This window comes from Acidomonas methanolica, assembly GCF_004346035.1.
Taxonomy (GTDB): domain Bacteria; phylum Pseudomonadota; class Alphaproteobacteria; order Acetobacterales; family Acetobacteraceae; genus Acidomonas; species Acidomonas methanolica.
The window spans coordinates 249,401-275,620 of sequence record NZ_SLZN01000001.1 but is presented as its reverse complement, the minus strand read 5'-3'; the positions used below and the strand labels follow the sequence as shown (position 1 = coordinate 275,620).

General features: G+C 66.6%; 25 protein-coding genes and 1 tRNA gene. 15 read left to right on the top strand and 11 right to left on the bottom strand.

Annotated features, from left to right (window positions below; genetic code table 11):
- The first annotated feature begins 1 nt into the window (after position 1).
- The 3 genes from EDC31_RS01310 (at position 2) to EDC31_RS01300 (ending at position 1,230) form a co-directional block, all read left to right on the top strand.
- Complete coding sequence (locus tag EDC31_RS01310; RefSeq protein ID WP_042055343.1) at positions 2-253, top strand: BolA/IbaG family iron-sulfur metabolism protein; 252 nt, start codon at positions 2-4, stop codon at positions 251-253.
- A gap of 99 nt (positions 254-352) precedes the next feature.
- Positions 353-688, top strand: a complete 336-nt coding sequence (gene grxD, locus EDC31_RS01305; protein ID WP_042055341.1) for a Grx4 family monothiol glutaredoxin — start codon at positions 353-355, stop codon at positions 686-688.
- Positions 689-927: 239 nt separating this feature from the next.
- Entirely contained in the window at positions 928-1,230 is a 303-nt protein-coding gene (locus EDC31_RS01300; protein ID WP_186819975.1) for a hypothetical protein, read from the top strand.
- Positions 1,231-1,312: 82 nt separating this feature from the next.
- Here the strand turns inward: EDC31_RS01300 and EDC31_RS01295 are convergent, their stop codons facing one another.
- From EDC31_RS01295 to EDC31_RS01285, 3 genes are read right to left on the bottom strand one after another with little or no spacing between them, the layout of a single operon-like run.
- Complete coding sequence (locus EDC31_RS01295; protein WP_081797363.1) at positions 1,313-1,687, bottom strand: YraN family protein; 375 nt, start codon at positions 1,685-1,687, stop codon at positions 1,313-1,315.
- Position 1,688: 1 nt separating this feature from the next.
- Complete coding sequence (hemB, locus tag EDC31_RS01290; protein WP_042055336.1) at positions 1,689-2,696, bottom strand: porphobilinogen synthase; 1,008 nt, start codon at positions 2,694-2,696, stop codon at positions 1,689-1,691.
- Positions 2,693-4,174, bottom strand: a complete 1,482-nt coding sequence (locus EDC31_RS01285; RefSeq protein ID WP_081797362.1) for an APC family permease — start codon at positions 4,172-4,174, stop codon at positions 2,693-2,695. Before EDC31_RS01285 ends, hemB begins: the two co-directional genes overlap by 4 nt.
- A gap of 114 nt (positions 4,175-4,288) precedes the next feature.
- Here EDC31_RS01285 and glyA point away from each other — a divergent pair, with 114 nt between their 5' ends.
- Positions 4,289-5,596 carry a serine hydroxymethyltransferase gene (glyA, locus tag EDC31_RS01280; protein ID WP_042055334.1) on the top strand — a complete coding sequence of 436 codons (1,308 nt, stop codon included), beginning with the start codon at positions 4,289-4,291 and terminating at the stop codon, positions 5,594-5,596.
- Positions 5,597-5,682: 86 nt separating this feature from the next.
- Here glyA and EDC31_RS01275 read toward each other — a convergent pair whose 3' ends face one another.
- From EDC31_RS01275 to EDC31_RS01265, 3 genes are read right to left on the bottom strand one after another with little or no spacing between them, the layout of a single operon-like run.
- Positions 5,683-6,732, bottom strand: coding sequence for a M14 family metallopeptidase (locus EDC31_RS01275; RefSeq protein WP_042055331.1), 1,050 nt, complete (start codon positions 6,730-6,732; stop codon positions 5,683-5,685).
- Complete coding sequence (gene argE / locus EDC31_RS01270; RefSeq protein ID WP_239641514.1) at positions 6,729-8,036, bottom strand: acetylornithine deacetylase; 1,308 nt, start codon at positions 8,034-8,036, stop codon at positions 6,729-6,731. The genes EDC31_RS01275 and argE overlap by 4 nt, the downstream gene beginning before the upstream one ends.
- A gap of 5 nt (positions 8,037-8,041) precedes the next feature.
- Positions 8,042-9,202 (bottom strand): DEAD/DEAH box helicase, encoded by a 1,161-nt coding sequence (locus EDC31_RS01265; protein WP_042055329.1) that lies wholly within the window; start codon positions 9,200-9,202, stop codon positions 8,042-8,044.
- Between the two features lie 45 nt (positions 9,203-9,247).
- Between EDC31_RS01265 and EDC31_RS01260 the strand changes: the two genes are divergently transcribed.
- The 4 genes from EDC31_RS01260 to EDC31_RS01245 all read left to right on the top strand — a co-directional run bounded on the left by EDC31_RS01260 (position 9,248) and on the right by EDC31_RS01245 (position 13,000).
- Entirely contained in the window at positions 9,248-10,183 is a 936-nt protein-coding gene (locus EDC31_RS01260) for a mitochondrial fission ELM1 family protein (RefSeq protein ID WP_042055327.1), read from the top strand.
- A gap of 47 nt (positions 10,184-10,230) precedes the next feature.
- The gene (locus EDC31_RS01255) at positions 10,231-12,117 is read left to right on the top strand and encodes a hypothetical protein (protein ID WP_042055324.1); all 1,887 of its coding nucleotides are present in this window, start codon (positions 10,231-10,233) and stop codon (positions 12,115-12,117) included.
- A gap of 98 nt (positions 12,118-12,215) precedes the next feature.
- A tRNA-Val gene (locus EDC31_RS01250) sits at positions 12,216-12,290 on the top strand.
- Positions 12,291-12,391: 101 nt separating this feature from the next.
- Positions 12,392-13,000, top strand: coding sequence for a DUF2380 domain-containing protein (locus tag EDC31_RS01245; protein WP_042055321.1), 609 nt, complete (start codon positions 12,392-12,394; stop codon positions 12,998-13,000).
- A gap of 107 nt (positions 13,001-13,107) precedes the next feature.
- On the opposite strand, the gene ccmB is transcribed toward EDC31_RS01245, so the two are convergent.
- The gene (gene ccmB / locus EDC31_RS01240) at positions 13,108-13,779 is read right to left on the bottom strand and encodes a heme exporter protein CcmB (RefSeq protein WP_042055320.1); all 672 of its coding nucleotides are present in this window, start codon (positions 13,777-13,779) and stop codon (positions 13,108-13,110) included.
- Entirely contained in the window at positions 13,776-14,495 is a 720-nt protein-coding gene (gene ccmA / locus EDC31_RS01235) for a heme ABC exporter ATP-binding protein CcmA (protein ID WP_456303995.1), read from the bottom strand. Before ccmA ends, ccmB begins: the two co-directional genes overlap by 4 nt.
- 97 nt (positions 14,496-14,592) lie before the next feature.
- Between ccmA and EDC31_RS01230 the strand changes: the two genes are divergently transcribed.
- Positions 14,593-15,345, top strand: a complete 753-nt coding sequence (locus EDC31_RS01230; RefSeq protein WP_081797361.1) for an amino acid ABC transporter ATP-binding protein — start codon at positions 14,593-14,595, stop codon at positions 15,343-15,345.
- Between the two features lie 56 nt (positions 15,346-15,401).
- A complete protein-coding gene (locus tag EDC31_RS01225) occupies positions 15,402-16,922 on the top strand; it encodes an ABC transporter substrate-binding protein/permease (protein ID WP_081797360.1) in 1,521 nt (506 codons plus the stop codon).
- Positions 16,923-16,951: 29 nt separating this feature from the next.
- Here the strand turns inward: EDC31_RS01225 and EDC31_RS01220 are convergent, their stop codons facing one another.
- Genes EDC31_RS01220 through EDC31_RS01210 form a run of 3 tightly spaced genes read right to left on the bottom strand, consistent with a single transcriptional unit; the run spans position 16,952 to position 19,816 of the window.
- Positions 16,952-17,902 carry a hypothetical protein gene (locus tag EDC31_RS01220; protein ID WP_042055315.1) on the bottom strand — a complete coding sequence of 317 codons (951 nt, stop codon included), beginning with the start codon at positions 17,900-17,902 and terminating at the stop codon, positions 16,952-16,954.
- Positions 17,903-17,915: 13 nt separating this feature from the next.
- A complete protein-coding gene (locus tag EDC31_RS01215; protein ID WP_042055314.1) occupies positions 17,916-19,184 on the bottom strand; it encodes an AAA family ATPase in 1,269 nt (422 codons plus the stop codon).
- Positions 19,181-19,816: a hypothetical protein gene (locus tag EDC31_RS01210; protein WP_052511526.1), complete on the bottom strand. Its 636-nt coding sequence runs from the start codon at positions 19,814-19,816 to the stop codon at positions 19,181-19,183. Before EDC31_RS01210 ends, EDC31_RS01215 begins: the two co-directional genes overlap by 4 nt.
- Positions 19,817-20,025: 209 nt before the next feature.
- On the opposite strand from EDC31_RS01210, the gene rimP reads away from it, so the two are divergent.
- The 5 genes from rimP to rbfA all read left to right on the top strand — a co-directional run bounded on the left by rimP (position 20,026) and on the right by rbfA (position 26,217).
- Positions 20,026-20,715 (top strand): ribosome maturation factor RimP, encoded by a 690-nt coding sequence (gene rimP, locus EDC31_RS01205; RefSeq protein ID WP_042055313.1) that lies wholly within the window; start codon positions 20,026-20,028, stop codon positions 20,713-20,715.
- Between the two features lie 70 nt (positions 20,716-20,785).
- Positions 20,786-22,324, top strand: coding sequence for a transcription termination factor NusA (gene nusA / locus EDC31_RS01200; RefSeq protein ID WP_042055310.1), 1,539 nt, complete (start codon positions 20,786-20,788; stop codon positions 22,322-22,324).
- Between the two features lie 34 nt (positions 22,325-22,358).
- Entirely contained in the window at positions 22,359-22,988 is a 630-nt protein-coding gene (locus EDC31_RS01195; RefSeq protein ID WP_081797359.1) for an RNA-binding protein, read from the top strand.
- Positions 22,989-23,116: 128 nt separating this feature from the next.
- On the top strand, positions 23,117-25,789 hold the full coding sequence (gene infB, locus EDC31_RS01190) for a translation initiation factor IF-2 (RefSeq protein ID WP_370648375.1): 2,673 nt from the start codon (positions 23,117-23,119) through the stop codon (positions 25,787-25,789).
- Entirely contained in the window at positions 25,759-26,217 is a 459-nt protein-coding gene (gene rbfA, locus EDC31_RS01185; RefSeq protein WP_186819973.1) for a 30S ribosome-binding factor RbfA, read from the top strand. Before infB ends, rbfA begins: the two co-directional genes overlap by 31 nt.
- Positions 26,218-26,220: the final 3 nt, after the last annotated feature.

Genomic DNA, 26,220 nt, shown 5'->3' with positions numbered 1-26,220 from the left:
GATGCCGATGAGCGCGCAGGAAATTGAACGGACCATTCTCGGCGCGTTGCCGGATGCGAAGGTGGAGATTCAGGATCTGGCCGGGGACGGGGATCACTATGCCTGCACGGTCACGAGCGAGGCGTTTCGAGGTCTGCCGCGCGTCCGGCAGCACAAGCTCGTCTACGATGCGTTCGGCGAGCGGATGGGGACGGAGTTGCATGCGATGGCGTTGAAGACGCTCGTTCCCCCTGATGCGGGACAGGGGGCATGATCAGGGGGGTGTGATCAGAAAGAACGCCGCTCCCCCTGACAAAAGAGGTTCCGCGGGTCCATATTGCCTTGGAACGATCGTTTATTGAGGATTTGAGATATGTCGCAACCGATCTTCCAGCACATCCAGCATCAGATCGACACGCATCCGGTCATGCTGTTCATGAAGGGTGACAAGCTCTTCCCGCAATGTGGCTTCTCCGCGCGCGTGGTGCAGATCCTGACCCATCTGGGTGTTCCGTTCGAGAGCGAGAACGTGTTGACGAGCGCAGAGCTGCGGCAGGGCCTCAAGGAGTTCTCGCAGTGGCCGACAATCCCCCAGCTCTATGTGAAGGGCGAGTTCATCGGCGGCTGCGATATCGTGACGGACATGTTCCAGAGCGGGGAACTCGAATCGCTGTTTGCCGAGAAGGGGATCGCCAAGGCGACCGCCTGAAGGGAAGATCCGCCCCGGCTTTGCCGCAATTCCGGGGCGTCTGCCATAATGTTGACGCAATTCGTGACGCTGCCGCAATATAAAATGCATTTCCGGGCGAAAAGCGCCTGATATGTCTTGCCTTGCGTCGAATCGTGCGGTTAGCTTGCGTTAAGGTGAGCAACTGCGGGGTATGCAAGGTGATGCGGCGTTTTTCGAATTCGCTCGTGGCGGTTCTTCTGGTGTCGGCTGGCGCCGGTATGTCTGCTCCGGCTCACGCCCAGCGTGTCATCACTGATTACGAAGCCAGCAAGCTGACATTCGATGCGTTGACGGCGCCGCCCGTTTTTCACCATCGCGCGACGTTCTTCCATCATCATTCCCGCCATGCGTCTTCGGCGTCCCATGTGCGCTTCGCGCAGGCGGATAATGCTCATGTGACGCTGGTTTCCGCCCGAATGCACGGCAAGAGCACTCACACGCATTCGTCCCATCAGGCGATGGTTCACAACGTGGTGTATCATCCGAAGGCGGCGCATGGTCATCGGCGGCATCGCGGCTGAGAACATCCGTCGTCCGGTGAGAGAGCGCCCTTCGGGGCGTTTTTTTTGTTGGTGTGGACGTAGTTGCACTCCCCTGCGGGGGTCATGAGTCCATCTGTCGCAGCACATCCCTGATGCGCCGCGCGTCTCCTGCCTGATCGAACAGGATCAGGTCGATGCGCGTGTTCGGGCGAGTCCAGTCGGGGCGGGTGGCCAGTAGCCACGCCGTGCCGGCAAGGATGCGGGCGGACTGACGGGGCGTGAGGGCCGTCGCCGCCGCCGCGAGCGTGGCGCGCTGCTTGACCTCGACGACGAGCAGGGTGAGGTCGTCGGCCGCCACGAGATCGAGTTCGCCCGCCGGGGTGCGGAGGCGGGCGGCGAGCAGGGTGAAGCCCTCCGCCTGAAGAAGGGTTCCGGCCCGTTCTTCAGCGGCGGCCCCGCGCAGCCACGCCGCCTGGCCTCGCTGCGGGCGGCGCATGTCAGCCCCGGCGCAGGAGGGCGGCGGCTTCCACGGCGAAATAGGTGAGGACGCCGTTGCACCCGGCGCGGCGGAAGGCGAGCAGGCTTTCGAGGATCGTCCTCTCCCGCGCCAGCCAGCCGCGTTCGAAGGCGGCGGCGAGCATCGCATATTCGCCGGAGACCTGATAGGCGAAGGTCGGCACCGCGAAGCGGTCCCGCACGCGGCGGATGATGTCGAGATAGGGCATGCCGGGCTTGACCATCACCATGTCCGCCCCTTCGGCGAGATCCAGCGCGACCTCGCGCAGCGCCTCGTCGGAATTGGCGGGGTCCATCTGATAGGTCTTCTTGTCGCCGCCGAGCAGACCGCCCGAGCCGAGCGCGTCGCGGAACGGGCCGTAGAAGGCGCTGGCGTATTTGGCGGCGTAGGACATGATCCGCGTGTTGACGAAGCCTTCCGCGTCCAACGCCGCGCGGATCGCGCCGATGCGTCCGTCCATCATGTCCGACGGTGCGATGATGTCCACACCGGCGCGGGCCTGATTGAGCGACTGCGCGACCAGCACCTCGATCGTCTCGTCATTGACGACGTAGCCGTCACGCAGCAGCCCGTCATGGCCGTGATCGGTATAGGGGTCGAGCGCGACGTCGCCGATGATGCCGAGTCCGGGATGGATTTCCTTGATCCGGCGCGTGGCGCGGCAGATCAGATTGCCCGGATTGGTGGCCTCGCTGCCGCTCGCGTCGCGGATGTCCAGCGGCGTGATGGGAAAGATGGCGACGGCCGGAATGCCGAGTTCCACCGCACGGGCGAGGTGTTCATCGAGAAGATCGACCGAGACGCGGTCGATTCCCGGCATGGAGCCGACCGGACTGCGCGTGTTCGTTCCATCGCAGACGAAGATCGGCCAGATCAGATTGTCCACGCTCAGGGCATGCTCGGCCACCATGCGGCGCGTGAACGCGTCGAAGCGGTTGCGGCGCGGGCGGGCGGCGGGATAGGCGCCTGTGGCGGATGCGTGGGTCATGGTTGGGTCTTCCCTGTGGCCAGATGGCTGCGCCGGTATCCGTAAACCCGGTAGATGATCATTCCAAGCGCCAGCCAGACGATCAGACGAATCCAGGTCAGGCGGTCGAGCGAGGCCATGACGGCGAGGCAGCTCAGCGTGCCGAGGACGGGAATGATCGGGCCGCCGGGCACGCGGAAGGGGCGAGGGCGGTCGGGATCGCGGCGTTGGAGCACCGCGACGCCGACGCAGACCAGCACGAAGGCCAGCAGCGTGCCGATGGAGGTCATGCTGCCCAGCACGGCGATCGGCGTGGTCCCGGCGAGCGCGCAGGTCAGCACGGCGAAGATGAGGTGGGAGACGACCGGCGTCCGGCTCCTCGGGTTCAGTCGTCCGAACAGGGCGGGCAGGAGGCCGTCCCGCGCCATGGTATAGAAGACGCGGACCTGCCCGAGCATCAGTCCGAGGAGCACGGAGACATAGCCCAGCAGGACGCTGATCTTCACCGCGTTCTGGAGCCAGATGCGATGGGTATGGTCGATGGCGGTGGCGACCGGGCTGGAATCGTCGATCATCGTCTTGTAGCTCACCACGCCGGTCAGCACGGCGGAGAATGCGATATAGATCAGCGTGCAGATCACGAGGCTGCCGAGAATGCCGACAGGCAGGGCGCGGGCCGGGTTCTTCGTTTCCTGCGCGGTGGTGGAGACGATGTCGAAGCCCAGATAGGCGAAGAACACCATGCCCGCCGCGCGCATGACGCCCGAGAAGCCGAACTGGCCGAACTGGCCGGTATTGGGCGGCAGGAAGGGATGATAATTGGCCGTGTCGATATAGGGCGTGCAGAAGATGATGACGGCCGCGACGACGCCGAGTTTCAGCGCCACGACGACGGCGTTCACCTTGGCCGATTCGGAAATGCCGCGCACCAGCAGGGCGGTGATGAGCCAGACGGCGAGGATGGCGGGGACGTTCAGGATGGCGTGGGCGTGCGTGCCGTCGGGCAGGGTGATGGTGGTGAACGGCGAGGCCGTCCAGCGCGGGTCGAGCGGCAGGCCCCATCCGGCGAAGACGGATGTGAGATAGCCTGACCAGCTCACGGCGACCGTCGCGGCGCCCACCGTGTATTCCAGCACCAGGTCCCAGCCGATGATCCAGGCGGTGAGTTCGCCCAGCGTGGCGTAGACATAGGAATAGGCGGAGCCTGCGACGGGGATCATGGCGGCGAGTTCGGCGTAGCACAGTCCGGCGAAGCCGCAGGCGACGGCCGCGATGGCGAAGGCGAGGATGACGGCCGGCCCGGCGTTCTGCGCGGCGGCGACGCCGGTGAGCGAGAAGAGCCCCGCGCCGATCGTGGTGCCGACGCCGAGCAGGATGAGGTCGAAACCGCTGAGCACGCGGCGCAGGCCGTGCGTCTCCTCTCCGGTTTTCTCTTCCCCGGCGGGAGGGACGGTCTGAATGGGCTTGCGGCGCGTGAGGGCGCCGTGGAGAAGGGACATCGAGTCGTCCTTGATTCCGGAAGAAGGTGATTTTCCCTGCGTGGAACTTTGCGGGGCGGGTGAAACTGGGATATGGCGCATCCGGAATGCGCATGTTCGTCAGGGAGAGATACGATGTCGGAACAGAACAGTCAGCCCGTCTTGCATGATTTCTTTCATGCGGCGCTCGCCAAGGCCGATCCGGAGGTGGCCGGCATCCTGAGGGACGAACTTGCACGGCAGCAGGACGGCATAGAACTGATCGCCTCCGAGAACATCACCTCCTTCGCCGTGCTGGAGGCGCAGGGGTCGGTCCTGACCAACAAATATGCCGAGGGGCTGCCGGGCAAGCGCTATTATGGCGGCTGCGTCGAGGTCGATCGTGTCGAGAACCTGGCGATCGACCGTGTGAAGCGGATTTTCGGCGCTGAATTCGCCAACGTCCAGCCGCATTCCGGCGCGAACGCCAATCAGGCCGCCTTCATGGCGATGGCGAAGCCGGGCGATGTCATCATGGGCATGAGTCTCGCCTCGGGCGGCCATCTCACCCATGGCGCGGCGCCGAACTATTCCGGCAAGTGGTTCCAGGCCGTTCAATATGGCGTGCGCGCGCAGGACGGCGTGCTGGATTATGACGAGATGGAGCGGCTGGCGCGCGAGCACAAGCCGAAGATCATCGTCGCGGGTGGCTCCGCCTATCCGCGCGTCATCGACTTCGCGCGGTTCCGCCGGATCGCCGACGAGGTCGGGGCGTATCTGATGGTGGACATGGCGCATTTTGCCGGTCTCGTCGCGGCGGGGCTCTATCCGAACCCGGTGCCGCACGCCCATGTCACCACCAGCACGACCCACAAGACGCTGCGCGGGCCGCGCGGCGGCATCGTGCTGACCAATGATCCGGATCTGGCCAAGAAGATCAACGCCGCCGTGTTCCCCGGCTTGCAGGGCGGCCCGCTGATGCATGTGATCGCCGGTAAGGCGGTGGCGTTCGGCGAGGTGCTGACGCCCGCCTTCAAGCTGTATCAGCAGGCCGTGCTGGACAATGCGCGCGCCCTGGCGGACGAACTGCTCGGACGCGGCTTCGACATCGTCACCAACGGCACGGACAGCCATCTGATGCTGGTCGATCTCCGCCCCAAGAAGGTGACGGGCAAGCTCGCCGAGGCGGCGCTGGAGCGCGCGGGGATCACGGCGAACAAGAACGCCGTGCCGTTCGATCCGGAGAAGCCTTTCGTCACATCCGGCATCCGTCTCGGCAGCCCGGCCGCGACGACGCGCGGCTTCGGCGTGGCGGAGTTCCGCGCGATCGGCCGCTTCATCGACGAGGTGCTGACGGCTCAGGGCACGCCGGAGCAGGACACGGTCGAGCGGCGCGTGCATGAGGAGGTCAAGGCGCTCTGCAAGCGTTTCCCGATCTATGACGTGGCTTATCCGGGGGCCTGAGGCGGGGCATGGGCTGCGGTCGGCGAGCGGGAGGTCTTTTCAGGGCGGCGGGACAGGTCGCCCTGCGCGGCCCGTGATTTCCACAATTAAAGACCTTGTGGGTCGCCGAGTCGTTTCGCGAGACGCACGGCCAGTTGTCCGCGGCGCGGGCGGTGGTTGGGCATGACGAGGAGGCAATGGTCATAGGGTGTGCAGATGTCGTCGTCGCCGTCGCGGGCGATGACGGTGCCTCCCCTGGCCACGCTCTCGCCGCCACGCCAGGGGCGGAGGAAGCGGAAATGGCCGCTCCGGGCGATGACATTATCCGTGACGAACGCTTCCCTCGCGCATGGATGGAGGAGCGGCGTGGCGTCGAGAAGGAGGACGGCCGCATGGGCGAGCACGTGGCGCGCAACGCGGTAGGACGTCTCGACCGTCGCTTCGGACCAGTGGCTTCCGGCTTCCAGCAACATGCTGAGGGCGTGGCCGGAGGGGGCGCGGAACCGCTCATGCTCGATCAGGCGCGCGCCGCCCGCATGGCCGAGATCGGTCAGGACGAGGTCGGGCGTTCCTCCTGAAAGTCCGGTGAGGGTGAGGGCGGCGGCGCGGCACCGGGGCTGGTCGGGCGTGATCAGCAGCGGGGTCGATTCCCAGAGCATCGAATGCAGGTCGAGGACGATGTCCGCGCTGCGGATGACCGGCAGGATTTCGCGGGCGCGGCGCAATTCGAGGCTGTCTTCGCCGCTGTCCAGACGCTGTGCGTCCCAGAGGCGGTTCATGTCTTCCTCGACGAAGCGGGAGTGGACGGGGTTCGTGACGTCGAAGCGGGAAAAGGCGGTCAGATTGGCGAAGACCATGCTGACGCTGCCACTCTTGGGTGTGAGTCCCTCACGGATCAGCCGATCCAGCGCGATGGCGCCGGCATATTCATTGCCGTGAACGAGGCTGACGAGCACGACATGCGGGCCGGGGTGGCCGCTGTCGAAGCGCATCACGCCCGGAACTCCGGCATTGCCGTCACGCCAGTCGGAAAGATCGGGCGGGGGGACCGCGATCTCCAGATCGGGGAGGGTGCGCGGGAGGTCGAGCGTCTCGGAGAATTGCCGTCGCCGGATGCGTACCGGGTGATGGTCGCGGGGCGAGGCGCTGCAACTCATGGCGAGACGCAGAGTTTCCGGATCATCGCGTTGAGAAAGGCGTCGCAGCGGGCGAGTTGCTCGCGTGTGATGAACTCGTCCGGCTTGTGGGCCTGGGCGATGTCGCCGGGGCCGCAGACGATGGTGGGCAGTCCCGCGTGCTGATAGATGCCCGCCTCCGTGCCGTAGGAGACGCGGCCCGTTGCGTTGGAGCCCGTCACCTGCCGCACGATATCGGCCAGATGCGAATCGGGGGGCAGGTCCAGCGGCGGCAGGTCGCAGGTCACGTCATAGGCGATGCCGCATTCCGGGCCATGAGCGTGCAGGGCGTCGTGCAGGGGCTGGAGCGTGTCGCGGAGCTTTGCGAACTCCGCCAGCGCGTCGTCGCCGGGAACCGGACGCCACTCCAGTTCCAGCATGGCGTGCTCGGGCACGATGTTGAGGATCATGCCGCCCTGGGCCAGCCCGGCCTGGGTGGTGGTGTGAGGCGGGTCGAAACCTTCCGCGCGGCGGCCCTCGCGGGCGAAGCGGTCAGCCTCGTCGGCGATATGGGCGATGGCGCGGCCCATGGCGTGCAGTGCGTTGGCCCCGCGCGCGGGAGTCGAGGAATGGGCGGCGCGGCCGGTGAAGGTGGCGCGCAGGGCGAGACGCCCCTTATGCGCGACGATGGGCGTCATCATGCTCGGCTCGCCCACCACGCACAGATCGGGCATCACGCCGCGCGTCGCGACATCGGCGATGAGATGCCGCGCTCCCGCGCAATTGGTCTCCTCGTCGAAGGTAATGAAGAGATGAACCGGCCGGGCGAGGGGCATCGCCAGAATATCCGGCACCGCGGCGAGGGTGGCGGAGACGAAGCCCTTCATATCCGCCGTTCCGCGGCCATGGAGACGTCCCGCCTCCTCGCGCAGGGTGAAGGGATCGCTGCTCCACGCCTGACCGTCGACCGGCACGCAATCGACATGGCCGGAAAGGGCAAGACCGCCGCCGGTCTGCGGACCGAGGATGGCATGGAGGTTGAGCTTGCCGTCCTCGGCCCCGCGGGACAGGGAGTAGGACACGCCGAGGCCGCGCAGATAGTCCTCGATCCAGGCGATCAGCGGCGCGTTGGGCAGGCGGCTGGTCGTGTCGAACGCCACCAGCGTGCTCAGGATCGCGACGGTGTCGGGTCGGGAAGAGGGGATGGCCGGACGCATGCGGCCAGTATGAGCCCGCGACGCCGCCGCGACAACCGGAAGCGCGGTTCGGTGGTGTTCCGGTGCGAATTTCGGCGCTGCCATGCGCCATGCGCCATGCGGCGAGGCGCCGGGACGATCTGTGCGCATCGCCGTCACGGGTCAGTGACGGTGATGCGGTAGCCGATCTGCTGCTCGATCCGGCGCAAAGCTGTGCGTTCCTCGGGTGCGCAGAGGGTCAGCGCAGCACCGCTTTTGCCTGCGCGGGCGGTGCGGCCGATGCGGTGGATGTAGGTTTCCGGCGCGTCGGGCACGTCGGTGTTGATGATGAGGCCGATCGAGTCGAGATCCAGCCCGCGCGCGGCGAGATCGGTGGCCACGAGAACGCGGGCGCGACCCTGCCGCACGGCGTCCAGCGCCTTGCTGCGCGCGCCCTGGGTCTTGTCGCCGTGCAGGGTTTCGCACGGAATGCCGGCGCGACGGAGATTGGCGGCGAATTTCTCCGCCTCGGCGCGGGTGCGCACGAAGGCGATGATGCGTCCCGGCGTGTCACGCCCGGCGGACTCATGCAGGAAGTCCCCTGCCGCGCGGGCGACGAGGCCGGGCTTCTCCTCGCGCTGGGTGAAGATCACGCGCTGCCGGATGCGGCGCGGCGTGACCGTGGGCGCCTCGATCTCGATTCGCTCGGGCGAATGCAGCAGGCGTCCGGCGAGGTCGCGCAGGACGGGGGGCTGGGTGGCCGAGCAAAGGACGGTCTGGCGGCGCTCCGGCAGATAGGGCGCGATGCGTCCCATGGCGACGAGCAGATCGCCCTCGATCAGCCGGTCCGCCTCGTCCAGGACCAGTGTGCCGACATCGTCCAGCACGAGATGGCCGCCTTCGAGCAGTTCGACCAGCCGTCCCGGCGTGGCGACGAGAAGATCGGCGCCCTCTTCCAGCGCCTTGATCTGCCCCTCGCGCGGCAGGCCGCCGCAGGCGATGCGGGTGCGCAGCGGCAGGGCGCGGCCGAGTGTGCGGCAGACTCCCGCGATCTGGCTCGCCAGTTCGCGCGTCGGGGCGAGGATGAGAGCGCGTGGCGCGCCGGGGCGGCGTGGCGCGGAGTCCGTGGCGAGACGATGGAGCAGGGGCAGGGCATAGGCCGCGGTTTTGCCTGATCCCGTCTGGGACATGACCACCACGTCGCGTCCGGCCATGAGAGGGGGGATCGCGCGGGACTGGATCGGAGTCGGGCGCGCGTGCCCGGCCCGTTCGAGGGCGGCGAGCAGGGGAGCGGCCAGCCCGAAACCGGCAAAATCGTCGGGAGGTGAGGCGGTCATGGGGCGCTTCTTGCCAAAATTCCGCGCATTGGGGAAATGTCGCGCATGAGTGTCGCCATTATCGCCGAGGATTTCGCGGGCATGCGCGCCCAGGCCACGGGGCTCGCGGAGCGCGCCGGGTTGAACTGGAGCTTTCATGCCGTGAGGCGACGGGGGCTGTGGGCGCGTCTGCCCTTCCGCCATGCGCCGTTTCCGCTGCGGAGCATCGCGCCGATCGTGTTGCCGCCCGAGACCGCGGCGATCCTGAGCGTCGGCGGCACGGGCGGCGTGGCGGGACTCGCCGTGGCGCGGCGTCACGGCCTGCCGGCGTTTCAGATCCAGCATCCCCGGATGCGGCTGGACCGATTCGATCTGATCGTCGCCAATGTGCATGACGCGATTTCCGGGCCGAATGTCATGTCGTCGCGCAACGCCATGCATGGGGTGACGCCGGAGCGCCTCGCGGCGGCTCGCGCGGCTTGGGACGAACGGCTGCGGCAGCCGGGGCGGCGTCTCGTCTCGGTGCTGGTCGGCGGCGCGAACGGACGATTCCGGTTCGGCGTCGAGGAGGCGCGGGAGATGGGGCGCGGCCTGGCACGTCTGGCGCGGGAGGGTGGGGCGACGCTGGCGGTGACGCCTTCGCGCCGGACCGCTCCCGCCGCGCTGGCGGTGCTGCGGGAGGAACTGGCGGGGATTGAGGCGTTCGTCTGGGACGGGGCCGGGGAGAATCCCTATCTCGGGCTTCTGGCCTGCGCCGATCTGATCGTGGCGACGTGCGACAGCGTCTCGATGGTGTCGGAGGCCGTGGCGACCTCCGCGCCCGTGCTGGTGGCGGATCTGCCGGGCCGATCGCGGCGGATCGGGGCCTTCGTGGCCACTCTGGAGGCGGCGGGGCGGGTGCGGCGTTTCGCCGGGCATTGGGAGGACTGGCCCGTCTCACCGCTTGACGACACGCCGATTGCGGCGGGAGAACTGCGCCGACGTCTTGGCGACCGCCTCTGATTTGGGAGACGTGCCGGGTCGGGGCGTATGATGAGGCAAGGCAAGAGATGCTGAATATCCGCACATTCGACGCGACGGGCGGGGGAAACGTTCTCTACAAGGCGCTGGCGCACCCGCTCGCCGCCGCCGCCATGGCCACGCTCGCGGAACGCCTTCCCGCCGCAGGGGCGCTTGCCGTCTACGATCCCGACGGCGCGGCCGCGACTCTGACGGCGCTCTATCCGGCTTTCACGCCGGATGGCGGGCTGTTCACGCATGAGTCCGAGCAGGTCGGCCAGAATGACGGGTTCGGCGGGACGAAGCGCGCGCTCACGCGGATCGGCGAATCGCCGGCGGAGGTGATTCTCGTCGCATCCTTCGAGCATGAGAAGATGCTTGCGCGAGTCGCACGAGTCGCGCGGGCCGATCAGGTGGTCCTGACGCTCAGGGACGCGCGCGTGCCGGACCGGATGCTGAGCAATCCGCGCGTTTATCTCGACAAGCAGAATTTCGCGACGAATTTCTGCTTCTTCCGCGACGATTCGCGCTTTTCGACCCGGCTGGTGACGGCGAATTACTGGAGCAGTTACGGCGCGCGCGATGTGCGTTACTGGATGCGGCTGTATGACGGGGCGGGCGCGGTGCTGGCGGAATGGGAGCACCCCGTGCCGGATGGTCCCGCCGGGATCGTGGTGGACAGTGCCGACATCCGCGCGCGGTTCGATCTGCCGGAATTTTGCGGACAGATCTTCATCCACGTGATGGGCGCGCGCGGTCATGACGTGGTGAAATACGCGCTCGACATCTACGGCAAGTCCGGCGAGCCGAGCCTGTCCGTCACGCATGACGCGAATGCCTGGCCGTCCCCGCGTTTCGCGACACTGCCCGCGCCGGATAGGGGGGAACGGGTCGTGCTCTGGGTGCAGAACAGCCACGCGACGCCCATTCCCGCGGGGGCGATCACGCTCAACCCGATGGGGGTCGAGGATCATCATCCCGTGGCGCAGGAGATCGGGCCGTTTGCGACGCTGCCGGTCGATGTGGGCGCGCTGGTGCCGGGAGTGGCATGGCCCGCGCAGTTCGAGCTGCGGTCGGGCAATCATGTGGTGCGGCCGCGCTACGAGATCACCAGGGGCGCGCGGACGCGGATCGCGCATATGAATGTCGAGCGCGGCGATCTGAAGCCGGAACCGGCCCTGCGCTCGCTTTCGCCCGATCTGGGGCGCGGTTTCGTGCTGCCTTTCCCCGTGCTCGATCCGGCGCGGTTCGAAAGCTGGATGCAGCCGACGCCGATGTCCGAGGCGTTGTCGAGCCTCCCGGTACGGCTCGACCTGTTCGCCGAGGACGGTTCGCCGCGCGGGCAGCATTTCCTCGGGAATTTGCCGCGGTCGCATCACACGGCGATCGCCCTCCATGACCTCATGGGCGAGGCGGGCCATGCCGATCTCGTCTATGATTTCCGCGAGGGCGGGGACGGGGATGGCTGGCTCCACGCGCTCATGCGCTATCGCTCGCGCGAGAACGGGCACGAGGCGGAGACCAGCTTCGGGAGCCATATCTTCAATACGCTGATGACGTGGCGCAACGAGCCGCAATCCTATTCCGGGCCGCCGCCGGGGTTGACGACGCGGCTTTTTCTCAAGCTGGGGCAGGAGACGCGACGCAGCTTCTCCTGTCTGATCTATCCGACCTCGGTCGAGGGTCAGGCGCCTTCGGAGACCGTCCTGCATCTCCATGCGGCGGATGGGGCGGAGATCGGGCGGAAGACCATCCGCCTCAACCCGTCAGGCTCGTTCATGGTCTGGCCGCATGAGATTTTCGGCGTCGGGGCGGTCGAGCAGGCGGGCACGGGCGGTTATGTGCTGATCCGCGATCTGACTTGCCGGCTCTTCGGCTATCATGGCCAGCGCGACGAGGCAGGGGGGTTTTCGCTCGATCACATGTTCGGCTTCTGAGGAGATTTTCCCGGCGGTGGGGCGATTTTCCCCATTGCCAGCAAGGGCTGGTGTTGTTAGACACCCGCCCACTCCCCCCGGGACATGGGCGGCAAGATGGGTGCGTAGCTCAGCGGTAGAGCACTGCCTTCACACGGCAGGGGTCACAGGTTCAATCCCTGTCGCACCCACCATTTTTCCCCCGAACATCAGCCTGTGATTTGCGATTTTGCATCATTGGGGCAAGTTTCCCTGTCCGGGTCGCGAAGCGTCGCGAGAGGGAGAGATCTGCCCAATGAAGTCCTTCAAAATGCGTGATGACTTTACCCGCCTGTGCGAAAACGGCCGCGGCGGCGCATGGGGCGTGGTGAGGAGACTGTGTTGCTCGGCGAGTGTTCTGCTGGCCGTGCCGTTCATGGGTGACGTAGCCCATGCCGCCTCGCCGGAGGATTCATCCAGGCCGTCCCTCATGATCATGCCGTTCGATCTGACGGATAACGCTCTGGATGAGCGGCCGGGGACCGTCCAGGATCTTCGTCATTGGGTGTCGGTCCTTCCGGTCGAGATCCGGAAGGATCTGGACGACAAATCGGCATTCGACGTCCATACGGCCGACGTGGTGGCGCCGGATTTTAATGGGCTGGCCGAGAAATATCAGCATCCGGCCCAATGCCGCCCCTGTATGCTCGCGCTCGGCAGAAAGGCCGGGATGCACTACATATTGATCGGCAGCGTCGAGAAGCTCAGCACGCTGCTGGTTTTTCTGAGTGTGGAAATCATCGACGTCAAGACTGGGAAGACGGTCGCCGTCAACGGGTCGCGAAGTGACGGCGCTGTCAGCGCGATCATGTGGACTCGTATTGCTCAGAACCTGGCCGATCAAATTCAGCACGTACATATTTGATGCCGACTTGGGCGAACGGGCCCGCCGCGCTTTGCCTCGCCTCGGCTTCGTTTTCTGGCGCGGAACCTCGCGAACGGGCTGAGCCGTGCGGACATCATAAATATAACCTAACTTGCTGCGGCGGCGCGCAGGCCCGTTCCGGCGGCGAGGGGGCAGAGCAGGGCGGAGAGGGCGAGAAACGCGCCCAGCAGATCCAGCTCCACGAGGTCCGACTGGCCGAATTGTCCGGCATAGGCCGCTGCCGCCCCGAAAATCAGCACGGGCGTCGCTAAAGGGAGCACGAGCAGCGGCAGAAGCACGCCGCCGCGTCTTGCCCCGAGGACGGTGGCGGCCGCCATTCCGCCTAGCAGGGACAGCGTCGGCGTGCCGAGCAGCAGGCCGATCAGCAGCGGGGCGAGATCGGCGGGCTTCATCCCCAGCATGATGGCCATGGGGCTGGCGGCCAGCAGCAGGGGCAGGCCGGTCGTCAGCCAATGGGCGGTGATTTTGGCGCCCGCGACGAGAGAGGGCGGCACGCCGAGCAGCAGCAGTTGATCGAGCGAGCCGTCTTCCAGCTCGTTTCCGAAGAGCCGGTCGAGAGGCAGCAACGTGGCGAGAAGGGCGCAGACCCAGACGATTCCCGGCGCCATCCGGCGCAACAGCTCCTGTGACGGGCCGAGCGCGAGCGGGAAAAGGCTGCCGCAGAGAAGGAAGAACAGGAGCACGGCCAGCGTGTCCGCGCCGTGACGCAGGGCGAGGCGGAGTTCGCGGCCGATCAGACCGAACAGGATCGTGTTCATGCCGCGAAATCCGGCAGGGAAAGGACGGGCGGGGCCAGGGTGAGCGTGGCGGCTTCCGGCAGCGGCAGCGGCACATGGGTGGTTGCGATCACCATGCCGCCTTGCGCGCGATGCGCCGCCAGCACCGCGCCGAGCCGCCCGATGGCCGCGGCGTCGAGGCCGAGCGAGGGCTCGTCCAGCAGCCAGAGCGGAGCCCGGGCCAGAAGGACGCGGGCGATGGCGGCACGGCGCTTCTGTCCGGCGGAGAGCAGCCGGGCGGGCAGGTCGGCGAGGGGTTGGAGATCGACGTGGTCGAGGGCGGCGGAGAGGTCTGCCTCGCCATGACGGGCGAAAAGGGCGAGATTCTCGGCCAGGGTCAGGCCGGGTTTGAGGGCGTCGAGATGACCGAGATAGGCCAGGCGCGTGGCGTGCAGGGCGAAATCCGTCACGGCGCGCCCGTCCCAGCGCATCGTGCCGCCGTCCGGCCGTCGCAAACCGGCGATGGTGCGGAGCAGAGTGGATTTTCCGGCGCCGTTCGGCCCGGTCAGGAGCAGGGCTTCGCCGTCGTGCATTTTGAGGCTCACGCGGTCGAGCACGAGGCGTTCGCCGCGGAACACGGTGATGTCATGAAGAACGAGGCGGGGTGGCATCAGGCGAGATCCGGCAATGACGGCCCTCTCTATAGAGCCCTCGCGCCGATGCGGCCAGAGCGCGATCCGTTGCGCACCCGTTGCCATCCCGCATCGACACGCGGGGCGAAGTCAATTATGAGCGAAGCGGCAAGAGGTCGTCTCTTTCCCGCCCGCGAGGAACCCGATCCTGACCGACGCCGAAATCGTTCTCGACGCCCGTCACCTGACCAAGAGTTTCGGTTCCAACGAGGTGCTGAAGGGCATTTCGCTGGCGGTCGCGCGCGGGGAGCTCATCTCCCTCATCGGTCCTTCGGGCTGTGGCAAGTCCACCTTCCTGCGGTGTCTCAATTTCCTTGAAATTCCCGATTCAGGCGATGTGCGGGTGGTCGATGTCACGGTGAGCCGCACCGGGCGGCGCGGCTGGTTGCGTGCTGACGAACGCCAGGCGCATCAGTTGCGCGCCCATGTCGGGATGGTGTTCCAGTCCTTCAATCTCTTTCCTCAATACACGGTCCTGCAGAATGCGATGCTCGCGCCGCGTGTGGTCAAGCGCGCGCGCGTGCAGGACGCTGAGCACACCGCACGGCAATTGCTGGAGAAAGTCGGTTTGGGCCATGTGCTGGACCGCTATCCCCAGACGCTGTCCGGCGGCCAGCAGCAGCGCGCCGCGATCGCCAGAGCACTCGCGATGAAGCCTGACGTGATGCTCTATGACGAGCCGACTTCCGCGCTGGACCCGGAAGTGGCCGAGGAAGTGCTGAACGTCATGCGCGCGCTGGATGACGAGGGGATGACCCAGATCGTGGTGACGCATGACATGCGCTTCGCGCGCGCGGCGGCGGATCGCGTGCTGTATGTCGAGGGGGGAAAGATCGTGGAGGAAGGACCGCCGGAAACCATGTTCGCCGAGCCGCGCGACGCCCGCACGCGGCGTTTTCTCCGGACGTTGCTGTGAAATATTGGGCTGTGACATATCGGGCTGTGAAACATAGGACCGTGAAACATCGTGTCATGGGCCGTCCGGCGCTCGCCGTGCTGCTCGCATGGCTGCTCCTCTTCGCCCCTGCCACGGTCCGGGCCGATGAGGCGGGCGTTCTGAGTTGGGCGTCGGACGGGCAGGCGAATGTCCCCTTCACCTTTCACGATCCGGAAGACGCCAACCACATGGAGGGCTTCGAACATGACATCGTTGCGGCGCTCGCGGAGAGGCTGGGCGAGCGGCCGAAGCTGACCCAGAATGATTGGGAGGGGCTGATTCCGGGCCTTCAGCGCGGCCTCTACCAGATGGTGATCGACGGTGTCGAGCCGACGCGGGAGCACAAGGCGGCCGTGCTCTTCTCCCGCCCCTATTACATCACGAGCAACAGAATCGTGCTGCGGCGCGATCAGGCGGGGCTCGACAGCTTCGACGCCCTGAAGGGCCATACGGTCGGGACGATCAAGGACACGTCGGCGGAACGGGTGCTTTCCAGCGAGAAGAGCATCACGATCCGCGCCTATGACGAGGAGAGCAACGCCTTTTCCGATCTGCGCAACGGCCGGCTGGACGCGTTGCTGCTGGATCAGCCGATTGCGTTGTATTATGGCGGCGTCTCGCCCGAATTCAAACTCGCCGGCGGGCCCGTCGGCCGCACCGAATACGCCATCGCCTTCGCGGCGGGGAACACGGCGGAGCGCGACAGGGTGAACACGGCGCTGGACGCCATCATTGCCGACGGGACGTTGCACCGCATTCTCGCGCGCTGGAATCTCTGGACGCCCGCCATGGCCGAGGCGTTGGACGATCATTCGGACCCGCATGTCGCGCCCGTCGAGTGGGATCGCTACCGCGCTGCGATCACGGGGCATGGCGGCTGGCGGGCGCGGCTGATCCGGTACGTCGGATTCCTGCCGCTGATCCTTCATGGCGCGTGGCTCACGCTGGCCGTGTCGGCCTGCGCCATGGTGCTGGCGGTGGGGCTGGGCGTCATGCTCGCCCTCGTGCGCCGCTATGGGCCGCGCGGCCTGGGGTGGTTGGCCGGGATCTATATCGAGGTGGTGCGTGGCACGCCGCTGCTGATCCAGATCCTGTTCATCTTCTATGGGCTGCCCTCGTTCGGCCTCAGCTTTTCGCCCTTCGTGGCGGGCGTGATCGCGCTCGGACTGAACTACGCCGCCTATGAGGCGGAGAATTACCGTGCCGGTCTGGGGTCTGTTGCGCGCGGGCAGATGGAGGCCGCCATCGCCCTGAACATGACCCATGCCCAGGCGTTGCGGCTCGTCGTGGTGCCGCAGGCCTTTCGCACCGTCGTGCCGGTCATGACCAATGATTTCATCTCGCTGCTCAAGGATTCGTCATTGGTCAGCGTGATCACGCTGACGGAACTCAGCCAGACCTATGTGCGGCTCTCGTCGACCTATTACGATTATATCGGGACGGGGCTGCTGGTCGGGCTGGCCTATCTTCTGCTCGGCCTGCCCTTTGTGAGGCTGGCGCGCTATGCCGAGGCGAGATTGGGCCGGGGCATGACGCAGCAGACCGGGCATCACTGATCGCCGGGGACCGGCCCCGTGGCAGCCCGTCAGAATGGCGGCGCGGCGGGGTCTCTGCTTACATCTGCGGGCGCCGTGTTCCCCGGCAACCCGTCCACCAGCCCCTCGCGCAGCACGCCGACCCAGTTCGCCATCCAATGCGTCGTCGCCTGCACGAAGCGCTCGGCGTCCGGCGCTTTCGCCAGGGATGCCTTGTCCCAATAGGGCAGGGGAGCGAGGAGCTGGATCGAGGCAGGTTTGACCGGGGCGAGAAGCGTGTCCACGGCCGCCAGATTGACTCCGCTGCCGTCCTTCATGGCCTGCGCGCGCACCCATGTCGTGGCGACGAAGAGCGGGGGAATGGGAAAGCCCAGCGTATGCAGTCGCTGGAAGGCGGCGTTCACCAGGTCGCTCGACGAGCCGACCGAACGTGCGACCGCCCAGCATTCCAGCAGCCCGTTATGGCCTTCGGAGAGGACGCGCGACGCGAAATTGCGGTCGTCATGGCAGGAATTCTCCACGCCGTCCGCCGACTGGCCCGGCTGCGGGCGGCTGGAGATGCGGGCGATGATGACGCCGGTCACGATGCCTCGATCCGTTCGGGCGAGGATGGTGAACAACACCGCGCCGCCGGGGCCGACCTGCCCGGTCAGGACCGGGTGCCACATCCCGGCGGGAAGGGGCAGCGTATGGCCGCCGAACGGGATGCCGCCCGAGAAGGTGGTATTGATGTCCGGTGCGCCGACGCGGTCCGGGCCCGACGGCGGGGCGGGGGTGGAACCGGGCGGCGCCTGCCCGGCATCCGGCGCTGAAGGGGCTCCGGGCTGATCGTTCGTCTGACCGCGATGCGCGGCGCTGCCGGGAATCTTCGTCAGGAAGGGAAAGCGATGCAGGAGGTACGGCGTCGGGTAGAGCAGGCCGAGGCCGAGGAAAAAGACGGCGCCATACAGCGACCAGCGCCAGAGCGGCGCACGGCGCCAGAGTCGGGAAAAGGCGGTCATGCTGTTCGGGCGTTCAGCGGCTCATGCGGGCATGGAGGGATTGCGTGTCGTCGGCCACCTCGGCGGTCACGCCGGTTTCGCCGCTGATGAGACGCACCATCTTCGCGCCGTTCTGGCGGGCGGTGATGAGGCTCTCGCTGACCATGTCCTCGATGGAGCGCACGAGATCGCGCGCCGATGCGCCGGCGCCGAGCTTCTGCTGTCGCTGCATGACATGGAAGAGCAGGGCCGCATCGATTCCGCCGGGCTCCACGCGTAACCCGTAGCTGTCGATCATCGCCTCGATCTCGAGCGCCGCGACGCGCGCCAGATCGAGCCCGTTCAGCTTGCGGAAGACGAAGATGCGGTCGAGGCGGTTCAGCACCTCCGGCGCGAATCCGGCCTGGCGGAGCGCCTCTACGGATTCGGCGCGCATCCGGTCGGGATCATCGGCGAGGCGGTCGGCGATCTCGGTCAGCGCGTCGGTCGCGATGTTCGAGGTGAGCATGAAGATGGCGCGCGTCGTGGAAATCTGCGCCCCCGTGGAGGCCTCGGTCACGTGGCCGTCATTCCATGCGGTGAGGAACTTCTTGAAGACATCCGGATGCGCCTTCTCGATCTCGTCGAGCAGCACGACGGCGTCCGGCTTTTCCTGCAATCCGCCGGTCAGCTTGCCGAAGGTGTCGGACCCCACATACCCCTTGGGCGAGCCGAAAAGCTGCGTCGCGGCGTGGGGGCTGGACATCTGCGTCATGTCGAAATTCAGCAGGGGGCGGTCCATCTGCCGGGCGATCTGCTTGGCGAGATAGGTCTTGCCCGTGCCCGGCGGTCCCGCGAGCAGGAAGATGCCGACCGGCTTGCCGCGCACCTGCAAGGCGAGACGGCGGCGAAGCTGCTGGGCGATATCCTCGCAGACCTGATCCTGCCCGATCACGCGCGCGCGCAGCGAGGCCGCGAGCTCCTCGGCGTCGATCACCATTTCCTTCTGCTCGCGCGCCATGAGTTCCTCAAGCGCGCTCCGGTTGGTCAACCGGGCGAGAACGTCCATGACAAATCCCTTTCTGCGGCGCAGGCCCTTGCGGGCGAGGCGTTCGGCACGGGTTTCGAAAAGAAGACCGGAGACCGCCAGCAGCGCGCCGAGTCCCGCGAGGGGAACATAGCCCGGTTCCGCCCAGCGCAGGAAGCGTTCAATGCTGCCGAACGACAAATGCAGCGCGATCGCGGCCTGAAGGCTGGCCAGAGCCAGGAAAATCACCATCATCACCGGCATCAGCCGGTTGAGAAGCGGCATCAGCGCCTTCATTGCACGATCACGTCCAGAACAAGCTGTTGGTCGGTGGAGGTCAGGGTCGGCAGGAGCTGGGGGCCGAGAGCGGTCAGCGCAACCATCTGCACCCCGTCTGCGATGGTATGGGTCGCGCCCGGAGGCCCGCCCGGGGTGATGAGCACCTCGCCGATATCGCGGATCGGAAGAAGGACGCTCTTGGGCGCGGGGCCCAGCACGACGGTCTGGGCGATGCCGGCGGAGCTGACGACCACCGTCTTGCCCGTCAGGCCGGTGGCGTCGGCCAGGGGCATGTTGACCAGCCGGACCTCGCGCCGCTTGACGGCCGCCAGGATCGTGCGCTGCTGGTCGGGTGTGAGGCCCGAATGACGCAGGGCGGCGGGTGCGTTTTCCGGCGCGATCATCGAGAACTGCGCGCCGACATGCGTGGCCGGGCGTGGCGTGGGCGCAGGAGGCTGGCTGAGGGGCGGCGCTACGCCCGGCGCCGGCCCGGTTGCCCCGGGGAAGTGGGTGCTCGCGAGATAGCCCGTTCCAAGCAGGGCGGCCGCCGCGATCACGACTTTCGTCGCCATGCCGCCATGTTGGGCGCGCTGCGCCGGATCAGGCAGCCGTCGCGGCTCAGCTTCAGGCCTTTCTCTCATTCCGAGCATGTGACAGGGGTTCCTTGGGAAAGACAAGCGTCTCGGGATCAGTTGAGTGTAAACAATCTTTTCACGCACTTCTCAAATTTTGCCCCGCGATTCCGGTCTGTGTTCCGCAGTGGCCCTTGCGCCTGAAGCGGAGATGGCCTACATAGCGGGCATTCACACTATCTTCCGCAGTTTTCGGGGGGTGGCCTCAACGGGCCGCCTTTTTTGCATTGGAAAATGACATTCCACATCTCACCGGCCCACATCTGACAGGCATCGAGGCCCGTATCGCCGAGCGCATTGTGCCGACCCTGGCGGATCTCGGTTTCGAATTGGTGCGGCTGTCCGTTCTGGGGCGTGAGACGCCGACCATTCAGGTGATGGCGGATCGTGCGGACGGAACGCTGATTTCCGTCGAGGATTGCGAGCAGATCAGCTACGCCATAGGGGCCGTGCTTGATGTGGACGACCCGATTCCCGGAGCGTGGACCCTCGAAGTCTCCTCCGCGGGAATCGACCGGCCGTTGACGCGCGGCAAGGACTGGGAGCGTTTCGCCGGTCATCTGGCGAAAGCGGAGACCGACCTGCCGATTGACGGGCGCAAGCGTTTCTCTGGCATCATCCTCGGGTTGCGCAATGTGGCGGACGAGGAACAGGCGGCGGTGATCCGTCTGGAGGACGGGGCGGAGGCGGTGTTGCCGCTTTCCGGCATCCGCAAGGCGCGTCTCGTGCTGACGGATGCGTTGATCGAGGCGAGCGCCGCGCTTATGGGGGTTCGCCCGGCGGAGGAGAGCGAAGACGAGGCTTCCGCGCGGCGCGTGCCGAAGTTGAACCCGCTCAAGCCCGGACGCGGGTCCAGGCCCGGAAAGAAAAACCTCCGGACGGCCGGGAAAAAACTGCCCGGGAAGCATTTGCATTGAGGAGGCGGAAGATGACTCTGGCTTTCGTTCGTATCGCGCCCCATGTGGCGCGTCTTGAGGATCGGCACTGATGGACACCTCTGTTACACGGCCTGAACTGCTTCTCGTGGCGGACGCGGTTTCGCGCGAGAAGAACATCGACCGCGAGGAGGTCCTCGAGGCGATGGAGCAGGCTATCCAGAAGGCCGGCCGCGCCAAATACGGGCACGAGAAGGACATCCGCGCCACGATCGACCGCAAGACGGGCGAGGTGCGGCTGTCGCGCTGGACGGAGGCCGTGGAGGTCGTCGAGAACGAGGACACCCAGATCCCGCTGCATATCGCGCGCAAGTTCAAGCCGGAGATCCAGGCGGGCGAGCATCTGGTCGATCCGCTGCCGCCCATCGATTTCGGGCGCATCGCGGCGCAGACCGCCAAGCAGGTCATCGTCCAGCGCGTGCGCGAATATGAGCGCAAGAAGCAGTACGAGGAATTCAAGGACCGCGTGGGCGAAATCGTCAACGGCACGATCAAGCGCACGGAATACGGGAACATGATGGTCGAGATCGGCCATGCCGAGGCGCTGCTGCGGCGCGACGAACTGATTCCCCGCGAGTCGTTCCGCAATTCCGACCGCGTGCGCGCCTATATCTATGACGTGCGCGACGAGCCGCGCGGTCCGCAGATTTTCCTCTCCCGCACCCATCCCGCGTTCCTTGCGAAGCTTTTCGCGCAGGAAGTGCCGGAAATCTATGACGGCATCATCGAGATCAAGGCCGTGGCCCGGGATCCGGGATCGCGCGCCAAGATGGCGGTGGTGTCCAAGGACCCGTCCATCGATCCGGTCGGCGCCTGCGTCGGCATGCGCGGCTCGCGCGTGCAGGCGGTGGTGGCCGAACTCCAGGGGGAGAAGATCGACATCATTCCCTGGAGCCCGCAGGCCGCGACCTTCGTGGTGAATGCGCTCGCGCCCGCGGAAGTCACCAAGGTGGTGATGGACGAGGAAGCGGGGCGGGTCGAGGTCGTGGTGCCGGACGAGCAGCTTTCGCTGGCCATCGGCCGCCGGGGCCAGAATGTCCGCCTGGCGAGTCAGTTGACGCGCTGGGATATCGACATCCTGACCGAGGCCGAGGAATCCGAGCGCCGTCAGGAAGAGTTCCGCAAGCGCACCCAGCTTTTCGTCGAGGCGCTGGATGTCGATGACGTGATCGCCGGATTGCTGGTGACGGAAGGTTTCCACACGATCGAGGAACTCGCCTATGCGGACCCCGACGAGCTGAACAGCATCGAGGGATTCGACGAAAGCGTGGCCGAGGAACTGATGCGCCGTGCAGAGGAATTCCTCGCGCGCAAGGAGCAGGAGCTGGATGACCAGCGCCAGACCCTGGGCGTCGAGGATTCGATCGCCGATCTCGGCGTTTTCTCCGGCAAGATGCTGGTGACGTTGGGTGAGAACGGCGTGAAGACGCTGGACGATCTCGCCGATCTCGCCGGTGACGAGCTGGTCGAGCTTCTCGGCGCGGATGCGATGGACGAGGAGCAGGCCAACGAAATCATCATGGCTGCGCGCGCCCACTGGTTCGAGGGCGAGGACGGCGCCGCCGCCGACACGGGCGAAGAGGAGGCCTGACACGTCTGACGAAGGAGAAAATCCGGCGGAGACGATGGGGGACGCCGACGAGCGCGGTCCTCTGCGGCGTTGCATCGTGACACGGACGCAAGGCGCGCCGGAAACGATGCTGCGTTTCGTCATCAGTCCTGACGGCGTTCTGGTTCCGGATCTGGCGGCACGTCTGCCCGGTCGGGGAATCTGGTTGAGCGCCCGGCGGGATGTGCTAGATACCGCGCGGACTCGGCATCTTTTCGCCCGCGCGGCGCGGAAGGTGGTTCGGGTTCCGGACGATTTGGACATGATGCTCCATGTCGGGCTGGAACGGCGTGCGATCGAGTGTCTGACCCTCGCGCGTCGCGCCGGTCTGGCAGTATGTGGTTTCACGAAGTGTCGCGAATGGATCGCCGCCCGAAGGGTCGGGCGCGTGATTCATACGCAGGGCGCCAGTACGGACGAACTGGCGCGGTTGATGTCGGGGGCGCGAGAGCTGCCCGTGACGGAGGTTCCCTCCGCAATGCTGACGAAGGCATTCGGACGGGATCATGCGGTCTATGCGGTGATCGCGCCGGGAGTGCTGGCGCGTCGCTTCGGGATCGAACAGGAACGGTTGAAGGGGCTTGCTGATGAGCAGGCCCGCGACGCGGGATATTCGCGCGTCGGATTGGAACAGGCGGGTAAATGAGCGAAGGCAACGATCGGAACCAGGGAAGTCAGGGCCAGGGAGGCCAGTCCCAGGGCGGGCAGGGCGCCGGTTCCACCGCGGGCGGCGACCAGGGCAAGGGACGTCTGTCCCTGCGCCCGGCCGGACGGATGGAGGTGGGCCGCACGGTGGATGCCGGCTCGGTGCGGCAGAGCTTCAGCCATGGCCGTTCCAAAGTCGTGCAGGTCGAGGTCCGCAAGAAGCGTGGCCCTTCGACCACGAGTGCCCCTGGTGGCGGCGGAACGCCGCGCTCCGGCGGCGGGCGCGCGGCCACCGGACCGGGAGGCCGTCCGCTGACCGCGGCCGAGTTGGCGACCCGTCAGCGCGTGCTCGAGGAGCAGCGCCGGGAAACGGCAAGGCGTGAGCAGGAGAAGTTCAATATTCTCTCCGCCGCGGAAGAAGCGCGGCGGCGGGAAGAGGAAGAGCGTCGCGCGGCGGAAGTCGCCGCGCGGGAAGAGGAGGAGCGCGCGGCCGTCGCCGAGGCGGAGGCGGAATTCCAGTCCCGCGAGCAGGAGGAGGCCGCCCGCCGCGAGGCGATTGAGGACGAGACTCGCCGCGCCGAGGAGGCCGCCGCCGAACAGGCGCGTCAGATCGCGCCGCTCGATCCTCATGCGAACCAGTCACTGGGCGGCGTGCAGCTTGCCCCTCCGATGGAGCGCCTGCGTCCTCTGGCCGAGCGTGCGATCATGCCGCCGCGTCCGGTCACGCCCCGCCCGGCACCTGGTGCGGCGACGACCGAGTCGCGCCCTGCCGCGCCGCGCGGCGAGACGCTGCATCTGCGTCGGCCGGGCGGCGAGGCGGAAGAAGACCGTCGCGCCAGCAAGAAGGGCGGCGTACCCGCCCGCAAGGTCGCGAGTCCCGTCGCCAAGAAGACGGGCGATCATCGTCGCGCGGGACGCATCGATATTCAGGCGGCCATCGAGGGAGATGACGACAAGACCCGGTCGCTCGCCTCGGTGCGTCGCCAGCGTGATCGCGAGCGGCGTCAGGCCGAACTCGAGCGCCTGCGTTCCGATCAGGTGCGCGTGGTGCGTGAGGTCGTGTTGCCGGAGACCATCACCGTCGCGGAACTCGCCAATCGTATGGCGTCCCGTCAGGCGGAAGTCGTCAAGGCGCTGATGAAGATGGGCGTCATGGCGACGGCCACGCAGACCATCGATGCGGATACGGCGGAACTCGTGGTGGAGGAGTTCGGTCATCGCGTCCGCCGCGTCGCCGACAGCGACGTGGAACTCGGCATCGAAGGGCTGGAAGACACGGATGCCGAGCTGAGGCTCCGCGCGCCGGTCGTCACCGTCATGGGCCATGTCGATCACGGCAAGACCTCGCTGCTCGACGCGCTCCGCACGACTCATGTCGCGGCCGGCGAGGCGGGCGGCATCACCCAGCATATCGGCGCCTATCAGGTGACGACGCCCTCGGGCGCGAAGATCACCTTCATCGACACGCCGGGCCATGAGGCCTTTACCTCCATGCGCGCTCGCGGCGCGTCGGTGACGGATGTCGTGGTGCTGGTCGTGGCGGCGGATGACGGCGTGATGCCGCAGACGATCGAGGCCATCAAGCACGCCAAGGCGGCGGAAGCGCCGATTGTCGTGGCGATCAACAAGATCGACAAGCCGGGCGCGAATCCGGATCGTGTGCGGCAGGAATTGCTGAGTCACGAGATCGTCGTGGAGGCGATGGGAGGCGATGTCCAGGATGTCGAGGTTTCGGCGCTCAAGCGCACCGGCCTCGACAAGCTTGAGGAGGCCATCCTCCTCCAGGCCGAGATTCTCGATCTCAAGGCAAATCCGGAACGTGTCGCGGAAGGCTCGGTGATCGAGAGCCGGCTCGATCGCGGACGTGGGCCCGTGGCGACGCTGCTCGTTCAGAAAGGCACGCTGCGGAAGGGCGATATCGTGGTCGCCGGGGCCGAGTGGGGCCGGGTGCGCGCGATGCTGGACGATTGCGGCAAGCAGATCGACGAGGCGGGACCGTCCACGCCGGTCGAGCTCCTCGGTCTGACCGGCGTGCCTTCGGCGGGCGAGCCCTTCGTGGTCGTCGAGAACGAGAACCGTGCGCGCGAGATCAGCGAGTTCCGCCAGCGCAAGCTGCGCGAGAAGGCCAGCGCGCTTCAGAGCGCGGCGCGGGGCACGCTCGACCAGATGCTGGCGCGCATCCAGGCGGGCGAGCAGAAGGAAGTCGCGCTGCTCATCAAGGCGGACGTGCAGGGCTCGGCCGAAGCGATCCAGGCTTCGGTGCTCAAGCTCGAGCACGAGGAAGTGCGGATTCGCGTGCTCAACGCCTCGGTGGGGCAGATCACGGAAAGCGACGTGCAACTCGCCAAGGCGTCGAACGCGATCATCATCGCCTTCAACGTCCGCGCGACGACGCAGGCGCGCGAACTCGCCCAGCGCGAGGAAGTGGATATCCGCTACTACTCCATCATCTATCAGGTGACGGACGACGTGGAACAACTCGTGAAGGGCAAGATCGCGCCCAAGCATCGCGAGAAATTCCTCGGCTATGCGGAAATCCGCCAGGTGTTCAACATCACCAAGGTCGGCAAGGTCGCGGGCTGTTACGTCACGGAAGGCGTGGTCAAGCGTGGTTGCGGCGTGCGCCTGCTGCGCGACAACGTCGTCATCCACGAGGGCGAGCTGTCCCAGCTCAAGCGTTTCAAGGACGACGTCAAGGAAGTGGCGCGCGGCTATGAATGCGGCCTCTCCTTCCACGGCTATAACGACCTGCGCGAGGGCGATGTGGTCGAATGCTACGAGATGGAAGTCGTGCCTGCATGAGCGGGCGCGGACGGTCGAAGGTTCCGCTGACGGGTCTGCCGGGGCATCTCGCTCCGGACGGCCCGTCCCAGCGGCAGTTGCGTGTGGCGGAAGAGGTCCGTCGGGTTCTCGCCGATCTCTTCGCGAAGACGGAATTTCGCGATCCCGAGCTTCACGATGTGCGGATCACCGTGACGGAGGTCCGGATTTCCCCGGATTTCCGCCATGCGACGGCTTTCGTCTGTCGTCTGGGGCGTTCGGATGTCGATCAGGTTCTCCCCGCGCTGAAACGGGTCGCGCCGTTTCTGCGGACCGGGCTTTCCAAGGCCCTGCGCCTGCGCGTGGCGCCGGAAATCCACTTCCAGCCCGATACCGCCCTGGATCACGCCATGGAGATCGACGGGATCATGCGCTCCCCGGAGGTCGCACGCGATCTCGAGGATGAATGACGG

Bases quoted from the DNA above. Each gene is read 5' to 3' on its own strand.
- hemB (WP_042055336.1), bottom strand. From the start codon at position 2,696: ATGACCCACGCATCCGCCACAGGCGCCTATCCCGCCGCCCGCCCGCGC.
- EDC31_RS01245 (WP_042055321.1), top strand. From the start codon at position 12,392: ATGAAGTCCTTCAAAATGCGTGATGACTTTACCCGCCTGTGCGAAAAC.
- EDC31_RS01295 (WP_081797363.1), bottom strand. From the start codon at position 1,687: ATGCGCCGCCCGCAGCGAGGCCAGGCGGCGTGGCTGCGCGGGGCCGCC.
- EDC31_RS01300 (WP_186819975.1), top strand. From the start codon at position 928: ATGTCTGCTCCGGCTCACGCCCAGCGTGTCATCACTGATTACGAAGCC.
- grxD (WP_042055341.1), top strand. From the start codon at position 353: ATGTCGCAACCGATCTTCCAGCACATCCAGCATCAGATCGACACGCAT.
- argE (WP_239641514.1), bottom strand. From the start codon at position 8,036: ATGCGCACAGATCGTCCCGGCGCCTCGCCGCATGGCGCATGGCGCATG.
- EDC31_RS01215 (WP_042055314.1), bottom strand. From the start codon at position 19,184: ATGAAGGCGCTGATGCCGCTTCTCAACCGGCTGATGCCGGTGATGATG.
- EDC31_RS01195 (WP_081797359.1), top strand. From the start codon at position 22,359: ATGGGGGACGCCGACGAGCGCGGTCCTCTGCGGCGTTGCATCGTGACA.
- ccmA (WP_456303995.1), bottom strand. From the start codon at position 14,495: ATGGCAACGGGTGCGCAACGGATCGCGCTCTGGCCGCATCGGCGCGAG.
- EDC31_RS01225 (WP_081797360.1), top strand. From the start codon at position 15,402: ATGGGCCGTCCGGCGCTCGCCGTGCTGCTCGCATGGCTGCTCCTCTTC.
- EDC31_RS01255 (WP_042055324.1), top strand. From the start codon at position 10,231: ATGCTGAATATCCGCACATTCGACGCGACGGGCGGGGGAAACGTTCTC.
- nusA (WP_042055310.1), top strand. From the start codon at position 20,786: ATGGACACCTCTGTTACACGGCCTGAACTGCTTCTCGTGGCGGACGCG.
- EDC31_RS01265 (WP_042055329.1), bottom strand. From the start codon at position 9,202: ATGACCGCCTCACCTCCCGACGATTTTGCCGGTTTCGGGCTGGCCGCT.
- EDC31_RS01260 (WP_042055327.1), top strand. From the start codon at position 9,248: ATGAGTGTCGCCATTATCGCCGAGGATTTCGCGGGCATGCGCGCCCAG.
- EDC31_RS01275 (WP_042055331.1), bottom strand. From the start codon at position 6,732: ATGAGTTGCAGCGCCTCGCCCCGCGACCATCACCCGGTACGCATCCGG.
- glyA (WP_042055334.1), top strand. From the start codon at position 4,289: ATGTCGGAACAGAACAGTCAGCCCGTCTTGCATGATTTCTTTCATGCG.
- EDC31_RS01210 (WP_052511526.1), bottom strand. From the start codon at position 19,816: ATGCTCGGAATGAGAGAAAGGCCTGAAGCTGAGCCGCGACGGCTGCCT.
- EDC31_RS01310 (WP_042055343.1), top strand. From the start codon at position 2: ATGCCGATGAGCGCGCAGGAAATTGAACGGACCATTCTCGGCGCGTTG.
- rbfA (WP_186819973.1), top strand. From the start codon at position 25,759: ATGCTACGAGATGGAAGTCGTGCCTGCATGAGCGGGCGCGGACGGTCG.
- EDC31_RS01285 (WP_081797362.1), bottom strand. From the start codon at position 4,174: ATGTCCCTTCTCCACGGCGCCCTCACGCGCCGCAAGCCCATTCAGACC.
- infB (WP_370648375.1), top strand. From the start codon at position 23,117: ATGGAGGTGGGCCGCACGGTGGATGCCGGCTCGGTGCGGCAGAGCTTC.
- EDC31_RS01220 (WP_042055315.1), bottom strand. From the start codon at position 17,902: ATGACCGCCTTTTCCCGACTCTGGCGCCGTGCGCCGCTCTGGCGCTGG.
- ccmB (WP_042055320.1), bottom strand. From the start codon at position 13,779: ATGAACACGATCCTGTTCGGTCTGATCGGCCGCGAACTCCGCCTCGCC.